General features: G+C 69.4%; 16 protein-coding genes. 7 read left to right on the top strand and 9 right to left on the bottom strand.

Annotated features, from left to right (window positions below):
* Positions 1–180 precede the first annotated feature (180 nt).
* Positions 181–1,539, bottom strand: a complete 1,359-nt coding sequence (locus QMG73_RS41750) for an NYN domain-containing protein (RefSeq protein WP_281905036.1) — start codon at positions 1,537–1,539, stop codon at positions 181–183.
* Positions 1,540–1,638: 99 nt separating this feature from the next.
* On the opposite strand from QMG73_RS41750, the gene QMG73_RS41745 reads away from it, so the two are divergent.
* From QMG73_RS41745 to QMG73_RS41730, 4 genes are all read left to right on the top strand, one after another.
* Positions 1,639–3,381, top strand: a complete 1,743-nt coding sequence (locus QMG73_RS41745) for a DEDD exonuclease domain-containing protein (protein ID WP_407676930.1) — start codon at positions 1,639–1,641, stop codon at positions 3,379–3,381.
* Positions 3,382–3,485: 104 nt separating this feature from the next.
* Positions 3,486–5,246: a RelA/SpoT family protein gene (locus QMG73_RS41740; RefSeq protein WP_281905034.1), complete on the top strand. Its 1,761-nt coding sequence runs from the start codon at positions 3,486–3,488 to the stop codon at positions 5,244–5,246.
* Between the two features lie 17 nt (positions 5,247–5,263).
* Positions 5,264–5,800 (top strand): NUDIX hydrolase, encoded by a 537-nt coding sequence (locus QMG73_RS41735; protein ID WP_407676929.1) that lies wholly within the window; start codon positions 5,264–5,266, stop codon positions 5,798–5,800.
* A complete protein-coding gene (locus QMG73_RS41730; protein WP_281905048.1) occupies positions 5,797–6,606 on the top strand; it encodes a nucleotidyltransferase family protein in 810 nt (269 codons plus the stop codon). The genes QMG73_RS41735 and QMG73_RS41730 overlap by 4 nt, the downstream gene beginning before the upstream one ends.
* Positions 6,607–7,241: 635 nt before the next feature.
* Here the strand turns inward: QMG73_RS41730 and QMG73_RS41725 are convergent.
* The 5 genes from QMG73_RS41725 to ctaE all read right to left on the bottom strand — a co-directional run bounded on the left by QMG73_RS41725 (position 7,242) and on the right by ctaE (position 11,805).
* Positions 7,242–7,442: a hypothetical protein gene (locus QMG73_RS41725; protein WP_281905032.1), complete on the bottom strand. Its 201-nt coding sequence runs from the start codon at positions 7,440–7,442 to the stop codon at positions 7,242–7,244.
* 165 nt (positions 7,443–7,607) lie between these two features.
* On the bottom strand, positions 7,608–9,233 hold the full coding sequence (gene qcrB / locus QMG73_RS41720; protein ID WP_281905030.1) for a cytochrome bc1 complex cytochrome b subunit: 1,626 nt from the start codon (positions 9,231–9,233) through the stop codon (positions 7,608–7,610).
* Positions 9,230–10,312, bottom strand: a complete 1,083-nt coding sequence (gene qcrA, locus QMG73_RS41715) for a cytochrome bc1 complex Rieske iron-sulfur subunit (protein ID WP_281905028.1) — start codon at positions 10,310–10,312, stop codon at positions 9,230–9,232. Before qcrA ends, qcrB begins: the two co-directional genes overlap by 4 nt.
* Entirely contained in the window at positions 10,309–11,151 is an 843-nt protein-coding gene (gene qcrC, locus QMG73_RS41710) for a cytochrome bc1 complex diheme cytochrome c subunit (RefSeq protein WP_281905025.1), read from the bottom strand. The genes qcrA and qcrC overlap by 4 nt, the downstream gene beginning before the upstream one ends.
* A 54-nt stretch (positions 11,152–11,205) precedes the next feature.
* A complete protein-coding gene (ctaE, locus tag QMG73_RS41705) occupies positions 11,206–11,805 on the bottom strand; it encodes an aa3-type cytochrome oxidase subunit III (protein ID WP_281905023.1) in 600 nt (199 codons plus the stop codon).
* Positions 11,806–11,888: 83 nt separating this feature from the next.
* Between ctaE and QMG73_RS41700 the strand changes: the two genes are divergently transcribed.
* From QMG73_RS41700 to trpD, 3 genes are read left to right on the top strand one after another with little or no spacing between them, the layout of a single operon-like run.
* Positions 11,889–12,770: a cytochrome c oxidase assembly protein gene (locus QMG73_RS41700; RefSeq protein ID WP_281905021.1), complete on the top strand. Its 882-nt coding sequence runs from the start codon at positions 11,889–11,891 to the stop codon at positions 12,768–12,770.
* Positions 12,771–12,811: 41 nt separating this feature from the next.
* On the top strand, positions 12,812–13,207 hold the full coding sequence (locus QMG73_RS41695; protein ID WP_281905019.1) for a response regulator: 396 nt from the start codon (positions 12,812–12,814) through the stop codon (positions 13,205–13,207).
* A gap of 26 nt (positions 13,208–13,233) precedes the next feature.
* Positions 13,234–14,277, top strand: a complete 1,044-nt coding sequence (gene trpD, locus QMG73_RS41690; protein ID WP_281905016.1) for an anthranilate phosphoribosyltransferase — start codon at positions 13,234–13,236, stop codon at positions 14,275–14,277.
* Between the two features lie 649 nt (positions 14,278–14,926).
* On the opposite strand, the gene QMG73_RS41685 is transcribed toward trpD, so the two are convergent.
* From QMG73_RS41685 to QMG73_RS41675, 3 genes are all read right to left on the bottom strand, one after another.
* Entirely contained in the window at positions 14,927–15,769 is an 843-nt protein-coding gene (locus QMG73_RS41685) for an alpha/beta hydrolase family protein (protein WP_281905014.1), read from the bottom strand.
* Positions 15,759–16,046, bottom strand: a complete 288-nt coding sequence (locus QMG73_RS41680; RefSeq protein WP_281905011.1) for an Lrp/AsnC family transcriptional regulator — start codon at positions 16,044–16,046, stop codon at positions 15,759–15,761. The genes QMG73_RS41685 and QMG73_RS41680 overlap by 11 nt, the downstream gene beginning before the upstream one ends.
* A 459-nt stretch (positions 16,047–16,505) precedes the next feature.
* Positions 16,506–16,931 (bottom strand): cytochrome c oxidase subunit 4, encoded by a 426-nt coding sequence (locus QMG73_RS41675; RefSeq protein ID WP_281905009.1) that lies wholly within the window; start codon positions 16,929–16,931, stop codon positions 16,506–16,508.

Below are 16,931 nucleotides of genomic sequence, written 5' to 3'. Positions count from 1 at the left end.
TCACCCGCCTACACCTCGGCGGCTACCAAACCCCACTACCCGGCCGCAACTCTCCCACCTGACCCACACATCAGACAGGAGAGCCGTGCATTCGACCTTGATCGACGAGCCGGGGGCGCTCCGCGCAGCGGGTGCGCGGGCGGCGCGCTGGCGGTGTGCGCGGGCGGTGCGGGAGTGGGGCTAGGAGCGGCTTAGGCGGCGGAGTAGGGCGTCGGCGCCTAGGGGGTACGCGCCGTGGCGGCGGACGCCGTCGGCGACTTCGCGGTCGGAGGAGACGACCACCACGGGGCGGCCGGTTGGCTCGGCTCGGACCAGGCGGCGGATCAGCTCGTCGGCCGTCTCGCCCTTGCGGGAGAAAAGTACTCTCACGCCGCGTGGCGCTGGTGGCAGGCCGTGGACGCGTTCGGCCCCGTCGAACACTACCGTCACCTCGTCGCCGGTCTGCGCTGCGATGCCGCCCAGTCCCGTGATCAGGCGTTTGCGCTGCTGCTCCAGCGACATTTCACCGAAGCCTCGCTTGGTCACGTTGTATCCGTCGACCACGAGATGGGCGCGCGGCAACGCGAGGAGCTGGTCGAGGCGAGCCGGGTCGTCGGCGTCCAGGCCGCGAGAGCTTGACACGGACTCGGGCCGGTCGGCGTACGTGTCGGCAACGAAGTCGGCCGGGTTGCGCTCGGCGGGGTCGAGGGCCAGCTCGCGGCGCAGTCCGACAGCGGCGCGACCGATCGTCTCCAGCAGTAGCCACAGCCGGGCGTCGTCGACCGCGCGCGCTTCCTTGGCGGTCGCCCGGACGGTGCCCGCGGCAGCCTCGGCTTCGGCAAGCTTCGCGCGTACCCGACGAAGCTCCGCGTCGTGGTCGGCGGCTGCGCGCGTGGCCCGGCCACGCTCGGTGGCCAGCATCTCGCTGGCTTTGCGCTCGCGGCCCTGGGTTTCGCGCAGCGACCGGGAGAGCGTGCGGGCCTCTTCGCGGAGCTGGCCGAGCTCTTCGCGGACGCGGGCCAGCTCGTCGCGGAGCTTGTCGGCCTCGACCTTGGCGACGGCTCGGTCGTGCTCGGCGCGGGTGGCGCGCTGCTCGGCCTCGCGGATGAGCTCGGTGACCACGGCGCTGTCGGCCTCGGCGCGGACCACCTCGCCGGCGGCTTCGACCAGGTCACGCCAGTTTTGCGGGCGGGCAAGGTAGGCCAGGGCGGCCACCTCGACGGGGTCCGCCGCGGCGGGGCACACGCCTTCGAGGACAGCGACGCCCAGCTCACCGGCCTCGTCGAGGATCCGGCCGGTGACGCGCTGCCGGAAGAGCGGGTCGGCCGCGAGCTGGGCCGCGATGGCCTGGCCGCCGAGGCGGGCGCGCCGGTTGGGCGCGAACTTCGCTACCCGGCGCAGCGGCACGGGCAGCTCGTCGGCGGGCACGCTGGGCAGGGCGGCAGCGGTCAGGGCGACGACGCGCTGCCGGACGGGCTCGGGAAGCACCGGCTCCGGCACGTGGGACGCCGCCGCATCGTCACCGATGCGGTGGTCGTCGTGCGGAACCGGGTCGGACATCTGTCAAGTCTCCCACCACATGAGGCGTCGCTGCCCAGGTCCGATGACGATCTTTTCCCGATGGTGACGATGTCATACCTGACGCCTAGTGTGCCGCGCGTGGCAGATGTGGAGTACGTCCAGGGCACTTTCGACACGCTGCTCGATGATCCTGGCGCGCTCTCGCTGCGGGAGACCACGTTCGTCGTGGTCGATCTTGAGACCACGGGCGCCGCGCCCGACGGCGGCGGGATCACCGAGATCGGAGCGGTCAAGGTTCGCGGCGGCGATGAGCTGGGCGTTCTCGCCACGCTGGTCAACCCGGGTACCCCGATACCGCCGTTCATCACCGTGCTGACCGGCATCACGCAGGCGATGATCGCCCCGGCGCCACCGATCGAGGAGGTGCTGCCGAGCTTCCTGGAGTTCATCCGCGGCGCCGTGCTGGTGGCGCACAACGCGGCATATGACGTCGGGTTCCTGAAGGCGGCGTGTGCCAAGCATGGGTATCGGTGGCCGCAGCCAAAGGTGCTCGACACGGTGGCGCTCGCCCGGCGTGCCCTGGTTCGCGACGAGGTGCCCAACAACAAGCTCGGCACGCTGGCGGCGTACTTCCGGACGCCCCGCCAGCCCAGCCACCGGGCGCTGGCCGACGCCGAGGCCACCGTCGACGTGCTGCACGCGCTCATCGGGCGCCTCGGCAGCTACAAGGTGCACACCCTGGGCGACGCGATCGAGTTCGCCAAGGCGGTCACCCCTACGCAGCGGCGCAAGCGGCACCTCGCCGAGGGCCTGCCGCACGCGCCCGGGGTCTACATCTTCCGGGCCGCCGACGACCGGCCGCTCTACGTCGGCACGTCGGGCGACATCGCCACCCGGGTGCGCAGCTACTTCACCGCCGCCGAGAAGCGGGCGCGGATGTCGGAGATGCTGGGGGCCGCCGAGCGCGTCGAGGCGGTCGAGTGCGCCCACGCGCTGGAGGCCGAGGTGCGCGAGCTGCGCCTCATCGCCGCGCACGCGCCGCCGTACAACCGGCGCTCCAAGTACCCCGAGCGCGCCATGTGGCTCAAGCTCACCGCGGAGGCGTACCCGAGACTGTCACTGGTCCGCACGCTGGGTGAGCTCGACGGCGCCTATCTCGGGCCTTTCACCTCGCGCCGGGCGGCCGACCTCGCCGCGGCGGGGGTGCACGACGCGCTGCCGCTGCGGCCCTGCACGCTCAAGCTCTCCGCCCGCACGATCACGCCCGCCTGCGCACTGGCTGAGCTGGGCAGATGCGCCGCGCCCTGCGAGCACAAAATTTCCACCGAGGAGTACTCGGAACGCGCGGCCTCCCCCTTCGCGCGAGCCACGACGGGCGACCCGGCGCCGCTGGTCGACGCCCTGATGGCGCGCATCGAGACGCTTTCCGACGCCCAGCGATACGAGGAGGCGGCGGTCGTGCGTGCCCGGCTGGCCGCGGTTCTGCGTTCGACCGTGCGGCTCCAGCGGCTCGTCGGGCTGACCCGGATCGCCGAGCTGGCGGCCGCCCGGCGCGCTCCGGACGGCGGCTGGGAGCTGGCCGTCGTGCGCCACGGGCGGCTCGCGGCGGCCGGCGTGTCGGCTCCCAAGATGCATCCCCGGCCGGTGCTTGAGACACTCAAGGCAACGGCCGAGACGGTTCAGCCGGCACCCGGGCCGCTTCCGGCCGCCTCCGCGGAGGAGACCGAGCGGGTCCTCGCCTGGCTCGAACGGCCTGACACCCGACTGGTGGAAACGTCGACCGGTTGGGGGTCACCCGTCCGAGGGGCAGCTCGGTACCGGAACCTGCTCACACTGGCGGAAAGGGCTTCTTCCGGTAAAGACTCGACCGAAAGCTCATGAGTAAGTAACCATTCGTACTACGGTTGCTCACATAGGCTGTTAGGCAAGTGCATTCCTGACAGCCAACGCCCGATTTCGGGGCCTTCGGTGAGGGAGGTGTCCGAGTGGACGTCGACGCCGGCCACGGCGCCGCACTTGGACGCGCGTTCTCAACCGACGTGGGCGACATGCCGTTCACCGCTCGGCTCCGCTCCCTGCTGTCCTGGCAGACGTCCGACGACGATCCCGTCACGACGCTCACCCGCACCCACCGCGTCATCCATCCGTACGCGGATGTGTCGGTTCTGCGCCGTGGCTACGCCATCGCGGAAAACATGCACAGGGGACAGTTCCGCAAGAGCGGCGAGCCCTACATCACTCACCCACTCGCGGTCGCGCAGATCTGCGCCGAGTTGGGCATGGACACCACCACGCTGGTCGCCGCGTTGCTGCACGACACGGTCGAAGACACCGCCTACACGCTGCAGGCGCTCGACGGCGACTTCGGCCCCGAGGTGGCACACCTGGTCGACGGCGTGACCAAGTTCGACAAGGCGTATTACGGCAAGGCCGCCGAGGCCGAGACCATCCGCAAGATGATCATCGCGGCCGGCAAAGACGTGCGGGTACTGATCATCAAGATGGCCGACCGCGTGCACAACATGCGCACCCTCGACGCCCGCTCCGCCGCCTCCCGGGCCCGCATCGCGCGGGCCACCCAGGAGGTGCTGGTGCCGCTCTGCGACCGCCTCGGCATCCAAGCGCTCAAGCGCGAGCTCGACGACATCGTGCTTTATCACCTGCACACCGAGGAGTACGAGCGGATTCAGCGCCATGTGCGCAACCGCCCACAGTGGGCCTCCTATCTCAACGACGTCGTCGCCTGCGCCCGCACCGCTCTCAAGCGCAGCAAGGTCACCGCCGCGGTGGCGCCGCGCCCCCGCCACGTGTACTCGATCTGGAAAGACACGGTGGCCGGCGGGCACCGCGAGCCGTTCGACCTGCCCCGCATCGCGGTCGTGGTCGACGGCCCGGAGACCGACTGTTACGCCGCCCTCGGCGCGATCCACGGCCTGTGGCGGCCGGTGGCGGGCCGCTTCAAAGACTTCATCGCCTCACCGAAAAACAACCTCTACCGCTCCCTGCACACCACCGTGATCGGCCCCGACGACCGCACCGTCGAAGTGTTGATCCGCACCGAGTCGATGCACCGGTCAGCTGAGTACGGCATCGCGGCCAGCTTCCGTTACCGCCGCGCCGAGGATCGCACCGAGCGGGTCCGCGCCGACGAGCTGGCCTGGCTGCGCCGGGTGCTCGACTGGGAGCAGGAGACATCCGACTCGGCCCAGTTCCTCGCGTCGCTGCGATGTGACCTCGCCGAGTCGCAGATCCAGGTGTTCGCCGAGGGCCTCCAGGTGCTGCTGCCCTCCGGTTCCACCCCGGTCGACCTGGCCTACGAGCTGAGCACCGAGACGGGCGACCACTGCCTCGCCGCGAAGATCAACGGCCGGCTCGCTCCCCTCGCCTCCGAACTCGACGATGGCGACGTGGTCGAGATCTTCACCGAGGATGGGCAGGAGCCGCAGCGCGAGTGGCTCACCTTCGTCAAGTCGCCGCACGCCCAGATGCAGATCAACCGGTGGTTCGCCGACCACCAGGAGCCGGGCATCAGCATCGCCGACAAGGTTCGCCTCGGCCGCGCCACGATCGGCCTCACGCTCCGCAAGCACGATCGCGGCCTGGCCAGCGAGATTCCACTGCGCACACTGGCCGACGACCTCGGATACCCCGACCTCGAAACCATGCTGGTGGCGATCGTCGACCGCACGATCTCCCCCGATGAGGTGGTTGAACAGCTCATCGCCCTCGTCGACCGCCGAGACTGAACCTCTAGCCTGTGCTGGTGACCCTCCGCCGTTCTCGCCTGCGCGCCGTCGTGTACGGAGTGTTCTATCGCCTGCCGCACCGGGTACGCCGGCGGATCGTCCGGACCTTCGTCCCGAAGTACATCGTGGGCGCGGTGACCCTCGTACGCGACTCCGAAGCCGCCGCGCCAGGCCGGCTCCTGCTGCTGCGCCAGCCACCCGGCCGCGGCTGGGGACTCCCCGCTGGCCTACTACAACGCGCCGAGCCGCCGGTGGTGGGAGCCGCGCGCGAGCTTGCCGAGGAATCCGGGGTTTCGCTGCCACCATCGTCACTGTCGCCAGCGGTGCCGAACGCTGTGGTGCACGCCAAGGGCTGGGTCGACATGGTCTTCGAAGCGTCGGTGCCGGCATCGACGACCGAGCTCATTGTGGACGGTGCCGAGGTACTGGAAGCGGCGTGGCATCCGATCGACGACCTGCCGCGGCTGACGACGGCAACGGCTCGGCTGCTCGCGTTTTATGGCATCGGGCCGCTGGCAGGTACGCCCGGGCCGTGGACCTCTCCGGAAACATGACCGCGCTCTGCGCGGTGGTGCTGGCCGCAGGTCAGGGCACTCGCCTCCGTCCGCTCACCGGGTACCGGCCAAAGGCGCTCTGCCCCGTCGGCAACGTGCCACTGCTCGACCGGGCACTCGCGCATGTGGCCGCCGTCGGTCTCACCGGCCCGTCATCCGTGGCGGTCAACGCCTGCTACCTCGGCGAGCAGATCGTCGAGCATGTCGGCAACGGGGTGCACGTATCAGTCGAGCTCGGCGACCCGCTCGGCACCGCCGGCGGCATCGGCAAGCTACGAGAGTGGATCGACGGTCGCGGCGTACTGGTCGGCAACGCGGACGCGTACCTGACCGGCGACATCGGGCCGCTCCTGTCCGGCTGGGACGGCGAGAGCGTACGCCTGCTGGGCCGCTGGGCGCCTTCTGAGGAGTACGGGTTCAGCGGTCACCAGTTCGCCGGGTTCTCGCTGCTGCCGTGGCGGTACGTGCGCCATCTTCGCCCGGAGCCCGGCGAGCTGGTCAGAGCGGTGTGGCGGCCCGCAGAGGCGGCTGGCGAGCTGACCGTGGTGCCGTATGAGGGCACATTTCTGGATACTGGCACGCCGCGCGATTATCTGGCCGCGAACCTGGATGCGGCCGGCTTCCGAAACCTTTTCGCGAATGGCGCGACGGTGACGGGGATGTGTGAGCGGGCCGTGGTCGGCGAGGGCGCGGTGGTCGAGGGCCGCGTTACGCGGGCGGTGATCTGGCCGGGGGCGTACGTAGCTCCCGACGAACACCTAGTCGACGCCATCCGCGCCCCTGCGGGCGTGACCGTCCCCGCCTAGCCCCGTCCCCCGGCCGCCCTACTCCGCGCCGCCCAGCACGACCCTTACGCACCGCCCGGCACGGGACCCCTCGCGCCGCTCCCTTTGCGCCGCCCAGCACGCCCCCTTGCGCCGATCAAGGGCGAATACACGTGGTTGGATCTCTTTTCGGCGTGCGTTCGCCCTTGATCGATGCGAATGCCCTTGATCGACGTCGTTGAGTGCCAGGCGTGAAGAAGGCCGCCGTTCCGCGTTGCTCCCGGCGTCGGCGGCGCTCGAGAGAAGATGTCGCGGTTGTCGTCCGGCACGGTGCTGTGTGCACTTGTGGTCGTCCTGGCTACCACAAACGTTCACAGCTCGACGGAAGCGCAGATCTTGAGCACTTGTTGCTGCCGGGGGCGAGCTCAAGATCTCGCTCCGCGGACGGCAAGGCCCGCGGCGACGGTGCGCCTGGACCGTACGGCGCGGTCTGGACGGGGGCGAACGCAAGGCCGTCGATCAACGTGATTCGCATCGATCAAGGGCGAACGCACGCGGAAAAGAGATCCAACCACGTGCGTTTGCCCTTGATCGACGGGCAAAGGGCCACCGCGCCGGGACGCGTACGCGTGTCGGGTGGTGGCGCTGCCGTCCGGCACGGGCGGGGTGCGCGCGCGTTAGGCGGCGCGGCGTTGGTGGGGGGCGATGTGGCCGTTGCGAGGGCTCAGCCAGGCCCGTACCACCGTGACAGGCGCGAACACGATGGCGCCGCCGCAGTCGGTGCAGAGCAGCTCAGGGCAGTCGTCGTGGGCGTCTTCGCAGGGCGGCGCCTCGAAGATCGTCTCGGCGCGGCAGGTCGCGCAGTACAGCTCTCGCACGGGCGTCTCCTCTTCCGCTCGAAAACGAAGGTGAATTACCTCGTTGTAGTTTCACGCTCCCATGCCCCTCTGACGAAATCGTGAACCACCCCCGGCGTGTCGCCCATACGTACGAGAGCCCGGTGGCCGAACAGGCCACCGGGCTCCCCGGAAAAACGGGACGAACTACTTCGAAATCTCCTCGCGCCGAGCAGGCTCGATGGGAGACACCGGCGGGTGCCCCGGAGACACCGGCGCCTCGGCCGGCTTCTCGATCGGGTAGAAGAATCCCTTGATCGCCGGGCCGAGCGCGCCCAGCCGGTTCATCTTCTTCGGTACCACCCAGCCGGCGTAGTCCAGCTCGCCGTGTCCGTGCTCGTCGACCGGCGCCAGCGGCTGGTGCACCTCGATGAAGCGCCCGTCGGGCAGCCGCTTGATGATGCCGGTTTCCACGCCGTGTGCCAGTACCTCACGGTCGTGCTGCTGGAGGCCGAGGCAGATCCGGTACGTCACGTAGTACGCGATCGGTGGCAGGATCAGCAGGCCGATCCGGCCGGCCCAGGTCATCGCGTTCAGGCTGATGTGGAACTTGTCCGCGATGACGTCGTTGCCGCCGGAGAGCGTCAGCACCAGCCAGAACATGATCGCCATGGCACCGAGGGCGGTGCGGGCGGGCACGTCGCGCGGGCGCTGGAGCAGGTTGTGCGCCTTCTTGTCCTTGGTCAGCCGCGCCTCGATGAACGGATATGCCAGCGGCAGCATCGTCAGCACACCGGGCAGGACCACCGTCGGCCAGAAGATCGGCGGGATCGTGTATCCGTCGCCCCAGCCGAACAGGTCGAACCGTATCTCCCACGCGGGGAAGAGACGGGTCGAGCCGTCGAGGAACATGACGTACCAGTCGGGCTGGCTGGCCGCCGAGACCGTGAACGCCTCGTACGGGCCGAACAGCCAGATCGGGTTGATCTGGAAGAGACCGCCCATCAGCGCGATCACGCCGAAGACGATCATGAAGAAGCCACCCTGCTTGATGGCGTACCGGGGGAACATCCGCTCGCCGACCACGTTGTGCTCGGTGCGGCCCGGACCCGGCCACTGGGTGTGCTTCTGCTTGAACACCAGCCCGACGTGGACGGCGATCAGCGCCAGCAGGATGCCAGGGATCAGCAGCACGTGGGCGATGTAGAAGCGGCCCATGATGACGTGCCCCGGGAACTCACCGTCGAAGATCGACGTGGTGACCCACGAGCCGATGACCGGGATCGACAGCATGATCGCCGAGGCGATGCGGAGGCCGGTGCCGGACAGCGCGTCGTCCGGGAGCGAGTATCCGGTGAAGCCGGCCAGGAAGCCGATCCAGAAGAGCAGCGAGCCGATGATCCAGTTCGTCTCACGCGGCTTGCGGAACGCGCCGGTGAAGAAGATCCGGAACATGTGCACCACGATCGCCGCCATGAAGGTCAGCGCCGCCCAGTGGTGCATCTGCCGCATGATCAGGCCGCCGCGGACGTCGAACGAGAGGTCCAGACTCGACGCGTACGCCGCCGACATGTGGGTGCCGCGCAGCGGCGTGTAGCTGCCGTCGTAGGTGACCGTCTGCAGCGACGGCTCGTAGAAGAACGTCAGGAACGTACCCGTGAGCAGCAGCACGATGAACGAGAAGAGTGCGATCTCGCCCAGCAGGAACGACCAGTGGTCGGGGAAGACCTTGTTCAGGAGGCTGCGCAGCGGCGTGGCCGCCTGGAACCGGTCGTCCAGCGCCCCCGCGCTCTTGGCGGGTATGGCGCGTACGTCAATCTTCCGGCGCTTCATGGCCGCTCCCAGAATGCTGGCCCGACGGCGACCTTGTAGTCGGACGTCGCCACGAAGAAGCCCTCTTCGTCAACCTCGATCGGCAGCATCGGAAGGCTCCGGGTGGCGGGACCGAAGATCGGCCGGGCGTTATCGGTGATCAGGAACTGCGACTGGTGGCACGGGCAGAGGAGCCGGTTGGTCTGCTGCTCGTACAGGCTGGCCGGGCAGCCGGCGTGGGTGCAGATCTTCGAGTACGCGACGAAGTTCTCCCACATCGAACCCTGGTTGACAGGCTTCAGCGTGTCCAGCGTCTTCTTCGCGTCGTCCGGGCGCAAGTGGATCAGCAGGGTGGGCGAGTCGGCGTGCTCGTTGGTCGCGCCTCCCGGGATACCCGGAAAGACCGTCATCTGACCGCCGACGCTGACGTCTTCGGGCCGGATTGGCGTGCCGTCTTCGCGGGTGACGCGTACCGGCTTGCCGCCATTGCCCGCGGGGTCCCAGCCGGTCTTGAAGAGGATCCGGTCTTCGACCGGGTCCTTGATCAGGCCACCGATGAGCGGCGCGGCCGCGACCAGGCCGACCGGCGCGAGGCCGGCCAGCGCGGCGAAGCCGAGCGCCTTACGGCGCTTGAGCCCCAGCTCCTCGGCGATGTAGACCATCGTTTCGCCGGTGATCTTGCGGTCTTCGGTGGTGGACGGCCCGTCGTGCCGGTCCTGGATCGCGACCTCACGGGGCAGCAGCTTCTTGCCCCAGGTGAGGATGCCGAAGCCGATGCCCAGCAGCGCGATGCCCAGCGTCAGGCCCAGGAGCGGGGTGTAGAGCTTGCTGACGTTCGAGCCCAGCTCGTACTCCCACGGCCCCCACGTGTAGATCACGAGGAAGGCCGTGGCCGCCAGGCCGGTGAGCAGGAAGAACGACGCGACGATCCGGGTCATCCGGCGCTCGGCGCGGCTGCCCGGCGGGTACTGCGCCTCGTAGTGGACGATCTCGATGCCCTCGCGGCGGGCACCTTCGCGCATGATGTCGAACCGCGTCAGGCGCGGATCGAAAACGTCGAGCGGCTCCTGCTCGACCCGAGGCTCTGTCTCAGTGCTCATGACTTCCCCGCAATCCACAGGCTAGCGAATACCAGGGCGACGATGCCAACAAGGAAGATGGCGAGACCCTCGGTCACCGGGCCGAACCGGCCAAGACCCCAGCCACCCGGGTCGCGGTCCTGCTTCAGCGCCTCCTGGATGTAGGAGATGATCTCCTTCTTCTGCTCCGGGGTGAGCTGGTTGTCGCCGAACACCGGCATGTTCTGCGGGCCGGTGAGCATGGCCGCGTAGATCTGCTGGTCGGTCGCCTCGCCGAGCCCCGGCGCGTACTTGCCGGAGGACAGCGCGCCGCCGCCACCGCCGAACGCGTGGCACGACGAGCAGTTGATCCGGAAGAGGTTGCCGCCGCGCGCGATGGCCTCCTCGTCGCTCTCGGGCGCCCGCAGGTCACCGGACGGCACCTGCGGCCCGCCGCCCAGCTCCTGGATGTACTGCGCGAGCTGCCTCGTCTGCTCGTCGGTGAAGACCGGGGGCTTGCGCTCCGCCTGCGCCTCCTGCCGGGCCATCGGCATGCGGCCGGTGCCGACCTGGAACTCGACCGACGCCGCGCCGACGCCGATCAGGCTCGGCCCGCGACCCTCGACGCCCTGGGCGTTGGGGCCGTGGCACGTGATGCAGCTCTGGTTGAAGAGCGCCTTGCCCTCTTCGGCGGCGGTGGACAGCTGCGGCGTGTCCTTCGCGCCCGCGAGACCAGGCGCGAACACGATGTAGACGCCGCCGGCCAGTGTCAGCGCCAGCGTGAGGCGGACCACGGAACCCACACGCCGGCGTACGCGGCTACGTGGTCCGGAGCGCCCACGGCGCAGCCGTCCGAGCCAGCCGGGGGAGTCAGAAGTCATGGCCAGTGTCCTTCATGCCTATAAGACGGAGTCTGCGAGTGAAATGTGACATGGTCACTGGAGGAGATAGATCATCGAGAACAGCGCGATCCAGACCACGTCGACGAAGTGCCAGTAGTACGACACGACGATCGCGGAGGTGGCCTGCGCCGGCGTGAACCGACCCATGGTGGTGCGGATCATGAAGATGATGAACGCCACCAGACCACCGGTCACGTGCAGGCCGTGGAAGCCGGTCGTCAGGTAGAACATCGACCCGTAGCCGTCCGCGTTGATCTTGATCCCGTGGTGCACCAGCTCGCGGTACTCGTTGACCTGGCCGAGCACGAAGATCAGGCCCATCACGAAGGTGATCGTGAACCACCGTCGCAGCCCGTGCACATCGCCCTTCTCCGCGGCGAACACGCCAAACTGGCAGGTCACCGACGAGGCGACCAGGATCAGCGTGAACGTCGTCGCGTACGGCAGGTTCAGATGGGGAGTGTGCTCCTCCCACATGCTGTAGTCCGCCGCGCGGATCGAGAAGTACATCGCGAACAGCGCCGCGAAGAACATGAGCTCGCTGGAGAGCCACACGATCGTGCCGACGCTGACCATGTTGGGCCGCGTCAGCGAGTGGATCCGGCTCTTGTCAATGGCTGAGGCCGCAGTCACGCGGTCATTATTGCCCCCGAGCAGCGCGGGCGATCGTCGGGGTCGGCTACGACGGTGTGTCGTGGGTGGCATAGCCTCGAAACGTGCCCCCCTTCACCGTGTCGGCGCTCGTCACGGAGACCCGTCTGGACGGCTGGATCGCCGTCCTGCTGGTGGTGGTCGCCGGCCTGTACCTGTACGGAGTGCACCGCCTCCACGCCCGCGGCGATCGCTGGCCGGTCGCGCGGACCCTGCTGTTCCTCGGCCCCGGCCTCGGCGGCATCGCCGCCGTCACCGTCAGCGGCCTGCACGCGTACGACACGACGTTGCTCTCCGTGCACATGGTCCAGCACATGGTGCTGTCGATGGTGGCCCCGATCTTCCTGGCGCTCGGCGCCCCGGTGACGCTCGCGCTGCGCGCGCTGCGCGGCGCGCCCCGCCGCAAGCTGCTCGCCCTGCTGCACAGCCGGGCAGCGAAGATCTTCTCGTTCCCGCTCGTCGCGTACGCGATCTTCGTCGCCAACCCGTTCGTGCTCTACTTCAGCGGCCTCTACCGGCTCACCGTGTCGAACGAGCTGGTCCACGAGGTGGTACACGCGCACTTCATCCTGACCGGCTGCCTGTTCTTCTGGCCGCTGGTCGGGCTCGACCCGCTGCCGGGCCGCTGGCCCTACCCGGGGCGCGCGCTGCTCATGGTGCTGTCGGTGCCGTTCCACACGGTCCTCGGGTTGACCATCATGCAGAGCACCACCCTGATCGGCGGCGACTGGTACCCGTCGCTCAACCTCCACTGGGCCGACCCGTGGAGCGACCAGAAAATCGCCGGCGGCATCCTGTGGGCGGGCGGCGAGTTCGTGTCGATCATCATGATCGGCGTCCTGCTCATGCAGTGGTTCAAGCAGTCCGAACGCGAGGCCAAACGCATCGACCGCGAGCTCGACCGCCAGGAAGCGCTACAGGCGGGCGGGGCAGCTAGCGCCGAGTGATGGCGGGTACCATCAGCCCGCAGCGAGAATTTGGGAGCGCAATGTCCGACCGTGTGTACACCGTCCTGCTCTACAGCGACGACCCGCAGGTGCGCGAGCGGATGCGGCTCGCCGTCGGCCCGCGGCCCGCGGCCGACCTCTCGGTCGAGTTCGTCGAGGCCAGCGACTACGCGGCGTGCGTGCGACTGGTCGACGACTATGAGATCGACCTGATGCTGCTCGACGGTGAGGCCACCCCGGGCGGCGGCATCGGCATCGCACGGCAGATCAAAGACGATCGCGCCGACGCGCCGCCCACCTGCGTGGTGATCGCCCGAGCGGCCGACCGCTGGCTCGCCGCGTATGCCCAGGTCGACGCCACCCTGCTGCACCCCCTCGACCCGGTGACGACCGGGCAGACCGTGGCAGAGCTGCTGCGGTCACACACTCCGGCCTGATCTGAAGCTGATCTGGAGGCCCACCCATGGGCGAACGGACCTGGCCCAACCTCATCTCGGCGCTGCTGCGCGACGAGGAGCTCTCCACCGCCGACACGGCCTGGGCCATGGGCGAGATCATGACCGGGTCGGCCACGCCGGCGCAGATCGCTGGTTTCGCCACCGCGCTGCGCGCGAAGGGCGAAACCCCGGCTGAGCTTGCGGGCCTGGTGCAGACGATGCTTGCCACCGCCGCGCGCATCCACCTTCCCGATGAGGTACGCGCGGACGCGGTCGACGTCGTTGGTACCGGTGGCGACCGGGCCCACACCGTCAACATCTCCACGATGACCGCGCTCGTGGTGGCCGGGGCGGGCGTCCGCGTCGTCAAGCACGGCAATCGGGCCGCCTCGTCCTCCTGCGGCGCCGCCGACCTGCTGGAATTCCTGGGTATCCCCCTCGACCTCGGCCCCGACGAGGTGTCCCGCTGCCTCACTGAGGTGGGCATCGGGTTCTGCTTCGCGGCCCGGTTCCACCCTGGCATGCGCCACACCGCCGTGCCGCGGCGCGAGCTGGGCGTGCCCACCGTGTTCAACTTCCTCGGCCCACTGACCAACCCCGCCCAGCCGCGCGCCGGCGCGATCGGCTGCTTCGACAGCCGCATGGCGCCCGTGATGGCCCAGGTCTTCGCCGACCGTGGCGACTCGGTGCTGGTCATGCGCGGCGAAGACGGCCTCGACGAGTTCAGCACGGCGGCACCCACCCGCGTCTGGGCGGTACACGAGGGCACCGTCACCCCGATGTTGCTCGACGCCGCCGACCTCGGCATCGCCCGCTCCCAGCCCGGCGACCTTCGCGGCGGCGACGCGGCCTTCAACGCCGACGTGACCCGCCGCCTGCTCGCCGGAGAGCCCGGCCCGGTCCGCGACGCGGTCCTGGTCAACGCCGCAGCCGCCCTGACCGCCCACGCGGGGCCCAGCGGTGACCTGACAGAGTCGATGCGGGCAGGCCTGTCTCGCGCCGCCGACTCCATCGACACGGGCGCCGCCGCCAAGGTCCTCGACCGCTGGGTAGAGACAGCCACCCCCTAGCCGTCCTCGCTCCACCTCACCCTGCGTGCTCACGCCCGCCGCCCGCCCGCGCCCTCTCTCCGCCGATCAAGGGCGAACGCACGCGGTTCGATCTCTTTCCCACATGCTCGCGCAGACCGCCGGCCCGCGCCCCCTCCCTTCGCCGATCAAGGGCGAATGCACGCGGTTCGATCTCTTCTCCGCGAGCGTCCGCCCCCAGGCCAGCCCAGCACGGCGTGTCGCCACGCCGCTTCCGCCGGCCTCCCGCCGATCAAGGGCGAATGCACGTGGTTGGATCTCATTTCCGCGTGCATTCGCCCTTGATCCATGCGAATGCCCTTGATCGGCGCGCGCAGGCGCGGCGACACGCCGCCGCCAGCCCGTCAAACCCCGGCCACGACGGCGCGCCGCCTCACAACCGGAAACCTCTTTCGTCTCAGTTCAGGATCGGGCCTTGAGCTACCGCGATGCCCGTCGCGCTCCTTGCCCGTTGCTCCCGCGGCCTCACCCTCCGCGACTACACAACCAGTTCGCCGGTCCAGCATCGCGCAGCCGGCCGCCTATGTGGACGGACGGACCCGCACCGCGAAAGCTCTCTGAGCGATCTACATCAGGGTCCGGTGTGGGGATGCGGAACGCCGCCGAAGCCCCTCCGGCGGGCCGCAAAGCGTTAGAGGGTCTCGGCGAAGGTGGCTATGCGGGACGCCAGTGGGGCAGACGCGCGTACCCAGGCGAAGTGGTCCAGCCGACCGCCTGCCTCGGCGGTCGTGTAGTGCGCGCGGCGCACCGGTGCCGTCGCGAGCTTGGCGCAGAGGTGGTCGACCGTCTCGGGTGGCGTGTACTGGTCGTGGTCGACGCTAACCGCCAGCACCGGCGTCTGCACGTCGCGGACGGCGGCCTCCGTGTCGACCCCGTCGATCGCGGGGAACAATCCGGTGCGCGCCGTGTACGCCCAGTCTCGGATCACGCCTCGCGCCTGCCGGCCGCCGAAGGTCCACCCCGGCCACACCCCTGCCACCGCGGAGACGGCACCGATGGCCTGCGTGTACGGCAGTACCGCGTAGCCGCGCACGCCGGGGTACGACCGCCAGTACGGCAGGCCGACCGCGATCAGCGCGAGACCGTCCACGGTGGATGGATCATTCAGGGCCAGGTGCAGGAGCGCCATCTGGCCGCCCAGTGAGTGGCCGATGAGCAGCCGCTTGCGTCCGTCGAGCCGGGGCTTGAGAGTCTCCAGTACCGCGCCGACGTCGTCGATCATCTCCGCGTACCGGTACCGGGAGGCTCGGCTGGGCGGTGGCGTGCTGGCGCCGGTGCCGCGTAGGTCAGCCACGACGACGCTGATGCCCTGCTCGCCAAGCACTTGAGCGAACGGGCGGTAGTAGCGCGCCTTGACGCCCATGGCGGGCCAGATGATCGCGACGGGCCCGTCGTTCGACGGGGACGGGTACACCTGTAGGCCGATCCGGTCGGTGCCTCGATCCAGATGCTCCTGGAGGTAGTCAGTCGGCATCGGGGAGCCCGATGGCGAACGCCTCCTCGAGGTCGTGCTGCGAGTATGCCCGGAACGCGATGTGTGTGTCGGTATCGAGCACGCCCGGCGTCTTGGAGATGCCACCGGCGATGACCTCGGCGATCTGCTCATACTCGCGTACGCGCACGATGGCGATGAGGTCGACGTGGCCGGCGACCGAGTAGACCTCGCTGACACCGGGGAGTGCGGCCAGCGCCTCGGCCACCTCGGGAATGGAATCGGTGGCGCAGTCGATCAGTACGATCGCAGTGATCACGTCGCCCACTCTATCGGCCGGCGCGCACAGCCGCCGCCCTCGGCCACGGCCCTGCCAAGCGGTGCGAAGACCACGACGGGCTAAAGGCCCGCGGCGCACGGCGAGGAAAGGCCCGCGAGAGCCCGCGCGCAGCACCGCACGGCCCGCAAGAGTCCACGCCGCCCGCAAGGGCCCACGAACGGCCCGCGAAGCGGGCCATCGACCCGCCGATCAAGGAGAAACGCAACGATCAAGGGCAAACGCACGCGGAAAAGAGATCCAACCACGTGCATTCGCCCTTGATCGACGAGAAGAGCGCGCCGCGGCGGCGCCGCGCCGCGAAGACGCCCCGCCGCGACGGCGCGACGGCGCGACGGCGCGACGGCGCGACGGCGCGACGGCGCGACGGCGCGACGGCGCGACGAGGAAAGCGCGGCGCCGCGGACAGAAGGCGGCGCCGCGGACAGCGCGACTAGGCGGTCAGTGCTCTGCCGTGCGGCGAGTGCCGGTGTAGTACTCGAACAGCAGCCCGCAGGTCGCGGCGGTCACCGCGATCAACCCGGCCGCCAACAGCCACCACATCCAGAACACCAGCCCGAGCCCAGCCACCGTCGCCGCGGCAGCCAGGCCGAACGGCCAGTAGCTGCCCGGGCTGAAGAAGCCGATCTCGCCGGCACCGTCGGCCACCTCAGCGTCGGGGCGGTCTTCGGGGCGGGGGTCGATCCGGCGTGACACGAACCAGAAGAAGCCGCCGCACATCGAGGTCAGGATCGCGGAGAGCAGCAGCGCGACCGTGCCGATCCACTCGACGTGCCCGAGGTCGCCCCAGGTCCACCATGCGTACACGACGCAGGCGACGTACAGGAAGGCCGTGACAACGCCGAAGATCCGATACTCAGTCTTCAT

The organism is Phytohabitans aurantiacus (genome assembly GCF_027923225.1).
Taxonomy (GTDB): domain Bacteria; phylum Actinomycetota; class Actinomycetes; order Mycobacteriales; family Micromonosporaceae; genus Phytohabitans; species Phytohabitans aurantiacus.
This window is presented reverse-complemented; position numbering and strand designations above follow the sequence as displayed.

What these genes read in the sequence shown, in the direction of transcription:
- qcrB (WP_281905030.1), bottom strand. Translation starts at nt 9,233, where the DNA reads ATGAAGCGCCGGAAGATTGACGTACGCGCCATACCCGCCAAGAGCGCG.
- QMG73_RS41675 (WP_281905009.1), bottom strand. Translation starts at nt 16,931, where the DNA reads ATGAAGACTGAGTATCGGATCTTCGGCGTTGTCACGGCCTTCCTGTAC.
- qcrA (WP_281905028.1), bottom strand. Translation starts at nt 10,312, where the DNA reads ATGAGCACTGAGACAGAGCCTCGGGTCGAGCAGGAGCCGCTCGACGTT.
- QMG73_RS41730 (WP_281905048.1), top strand. Translation starts at nt 5,797, where the DNA reads ATGACCGCGCTCTGCGCGGTGGTGCTGGCCGCAGGTCAGGGCACTCGC.
- QMG73_RS41695 (WP_281905019.1), top strand. Translation starts at nt 12,812, where the DNA reads ATGTCCGACCGTGTGTACACCGTCCTGCTCTACAGCGACGACCCGCAG.
- qcrC (WP_281905025.1), bottom strand. Translation starts at nt 11,151, where the DNA reads ATGACTTCTGACTCCCCCGGCTGGCTCGGACGGCTGCGCCGTGGGCGC.
- QMG73_RS41685 (WP_281905014.1), bottom strand. Translation starts at nt 15,769, where the DNA reads ATGCCGACTGACTACCTCCAGGAGCATCTGGATCGAGGCACCGACCGG.
- trpD (WP_281905016.1), top strand. Translation starts at nt 13,234, where the DNA reads ATGGGCGAACGGACCTGGCCCAACCTCATCTCGGCGCTGCTGCGCGAC.
- QMG73_RS41750 (WP_281905036.1), bottom strand. Translation starts at nt 1,539, where the DNA reads ATGTCCGACCCGGTTCCGCACGACGACCACCGCATCGGTGACGATGCG.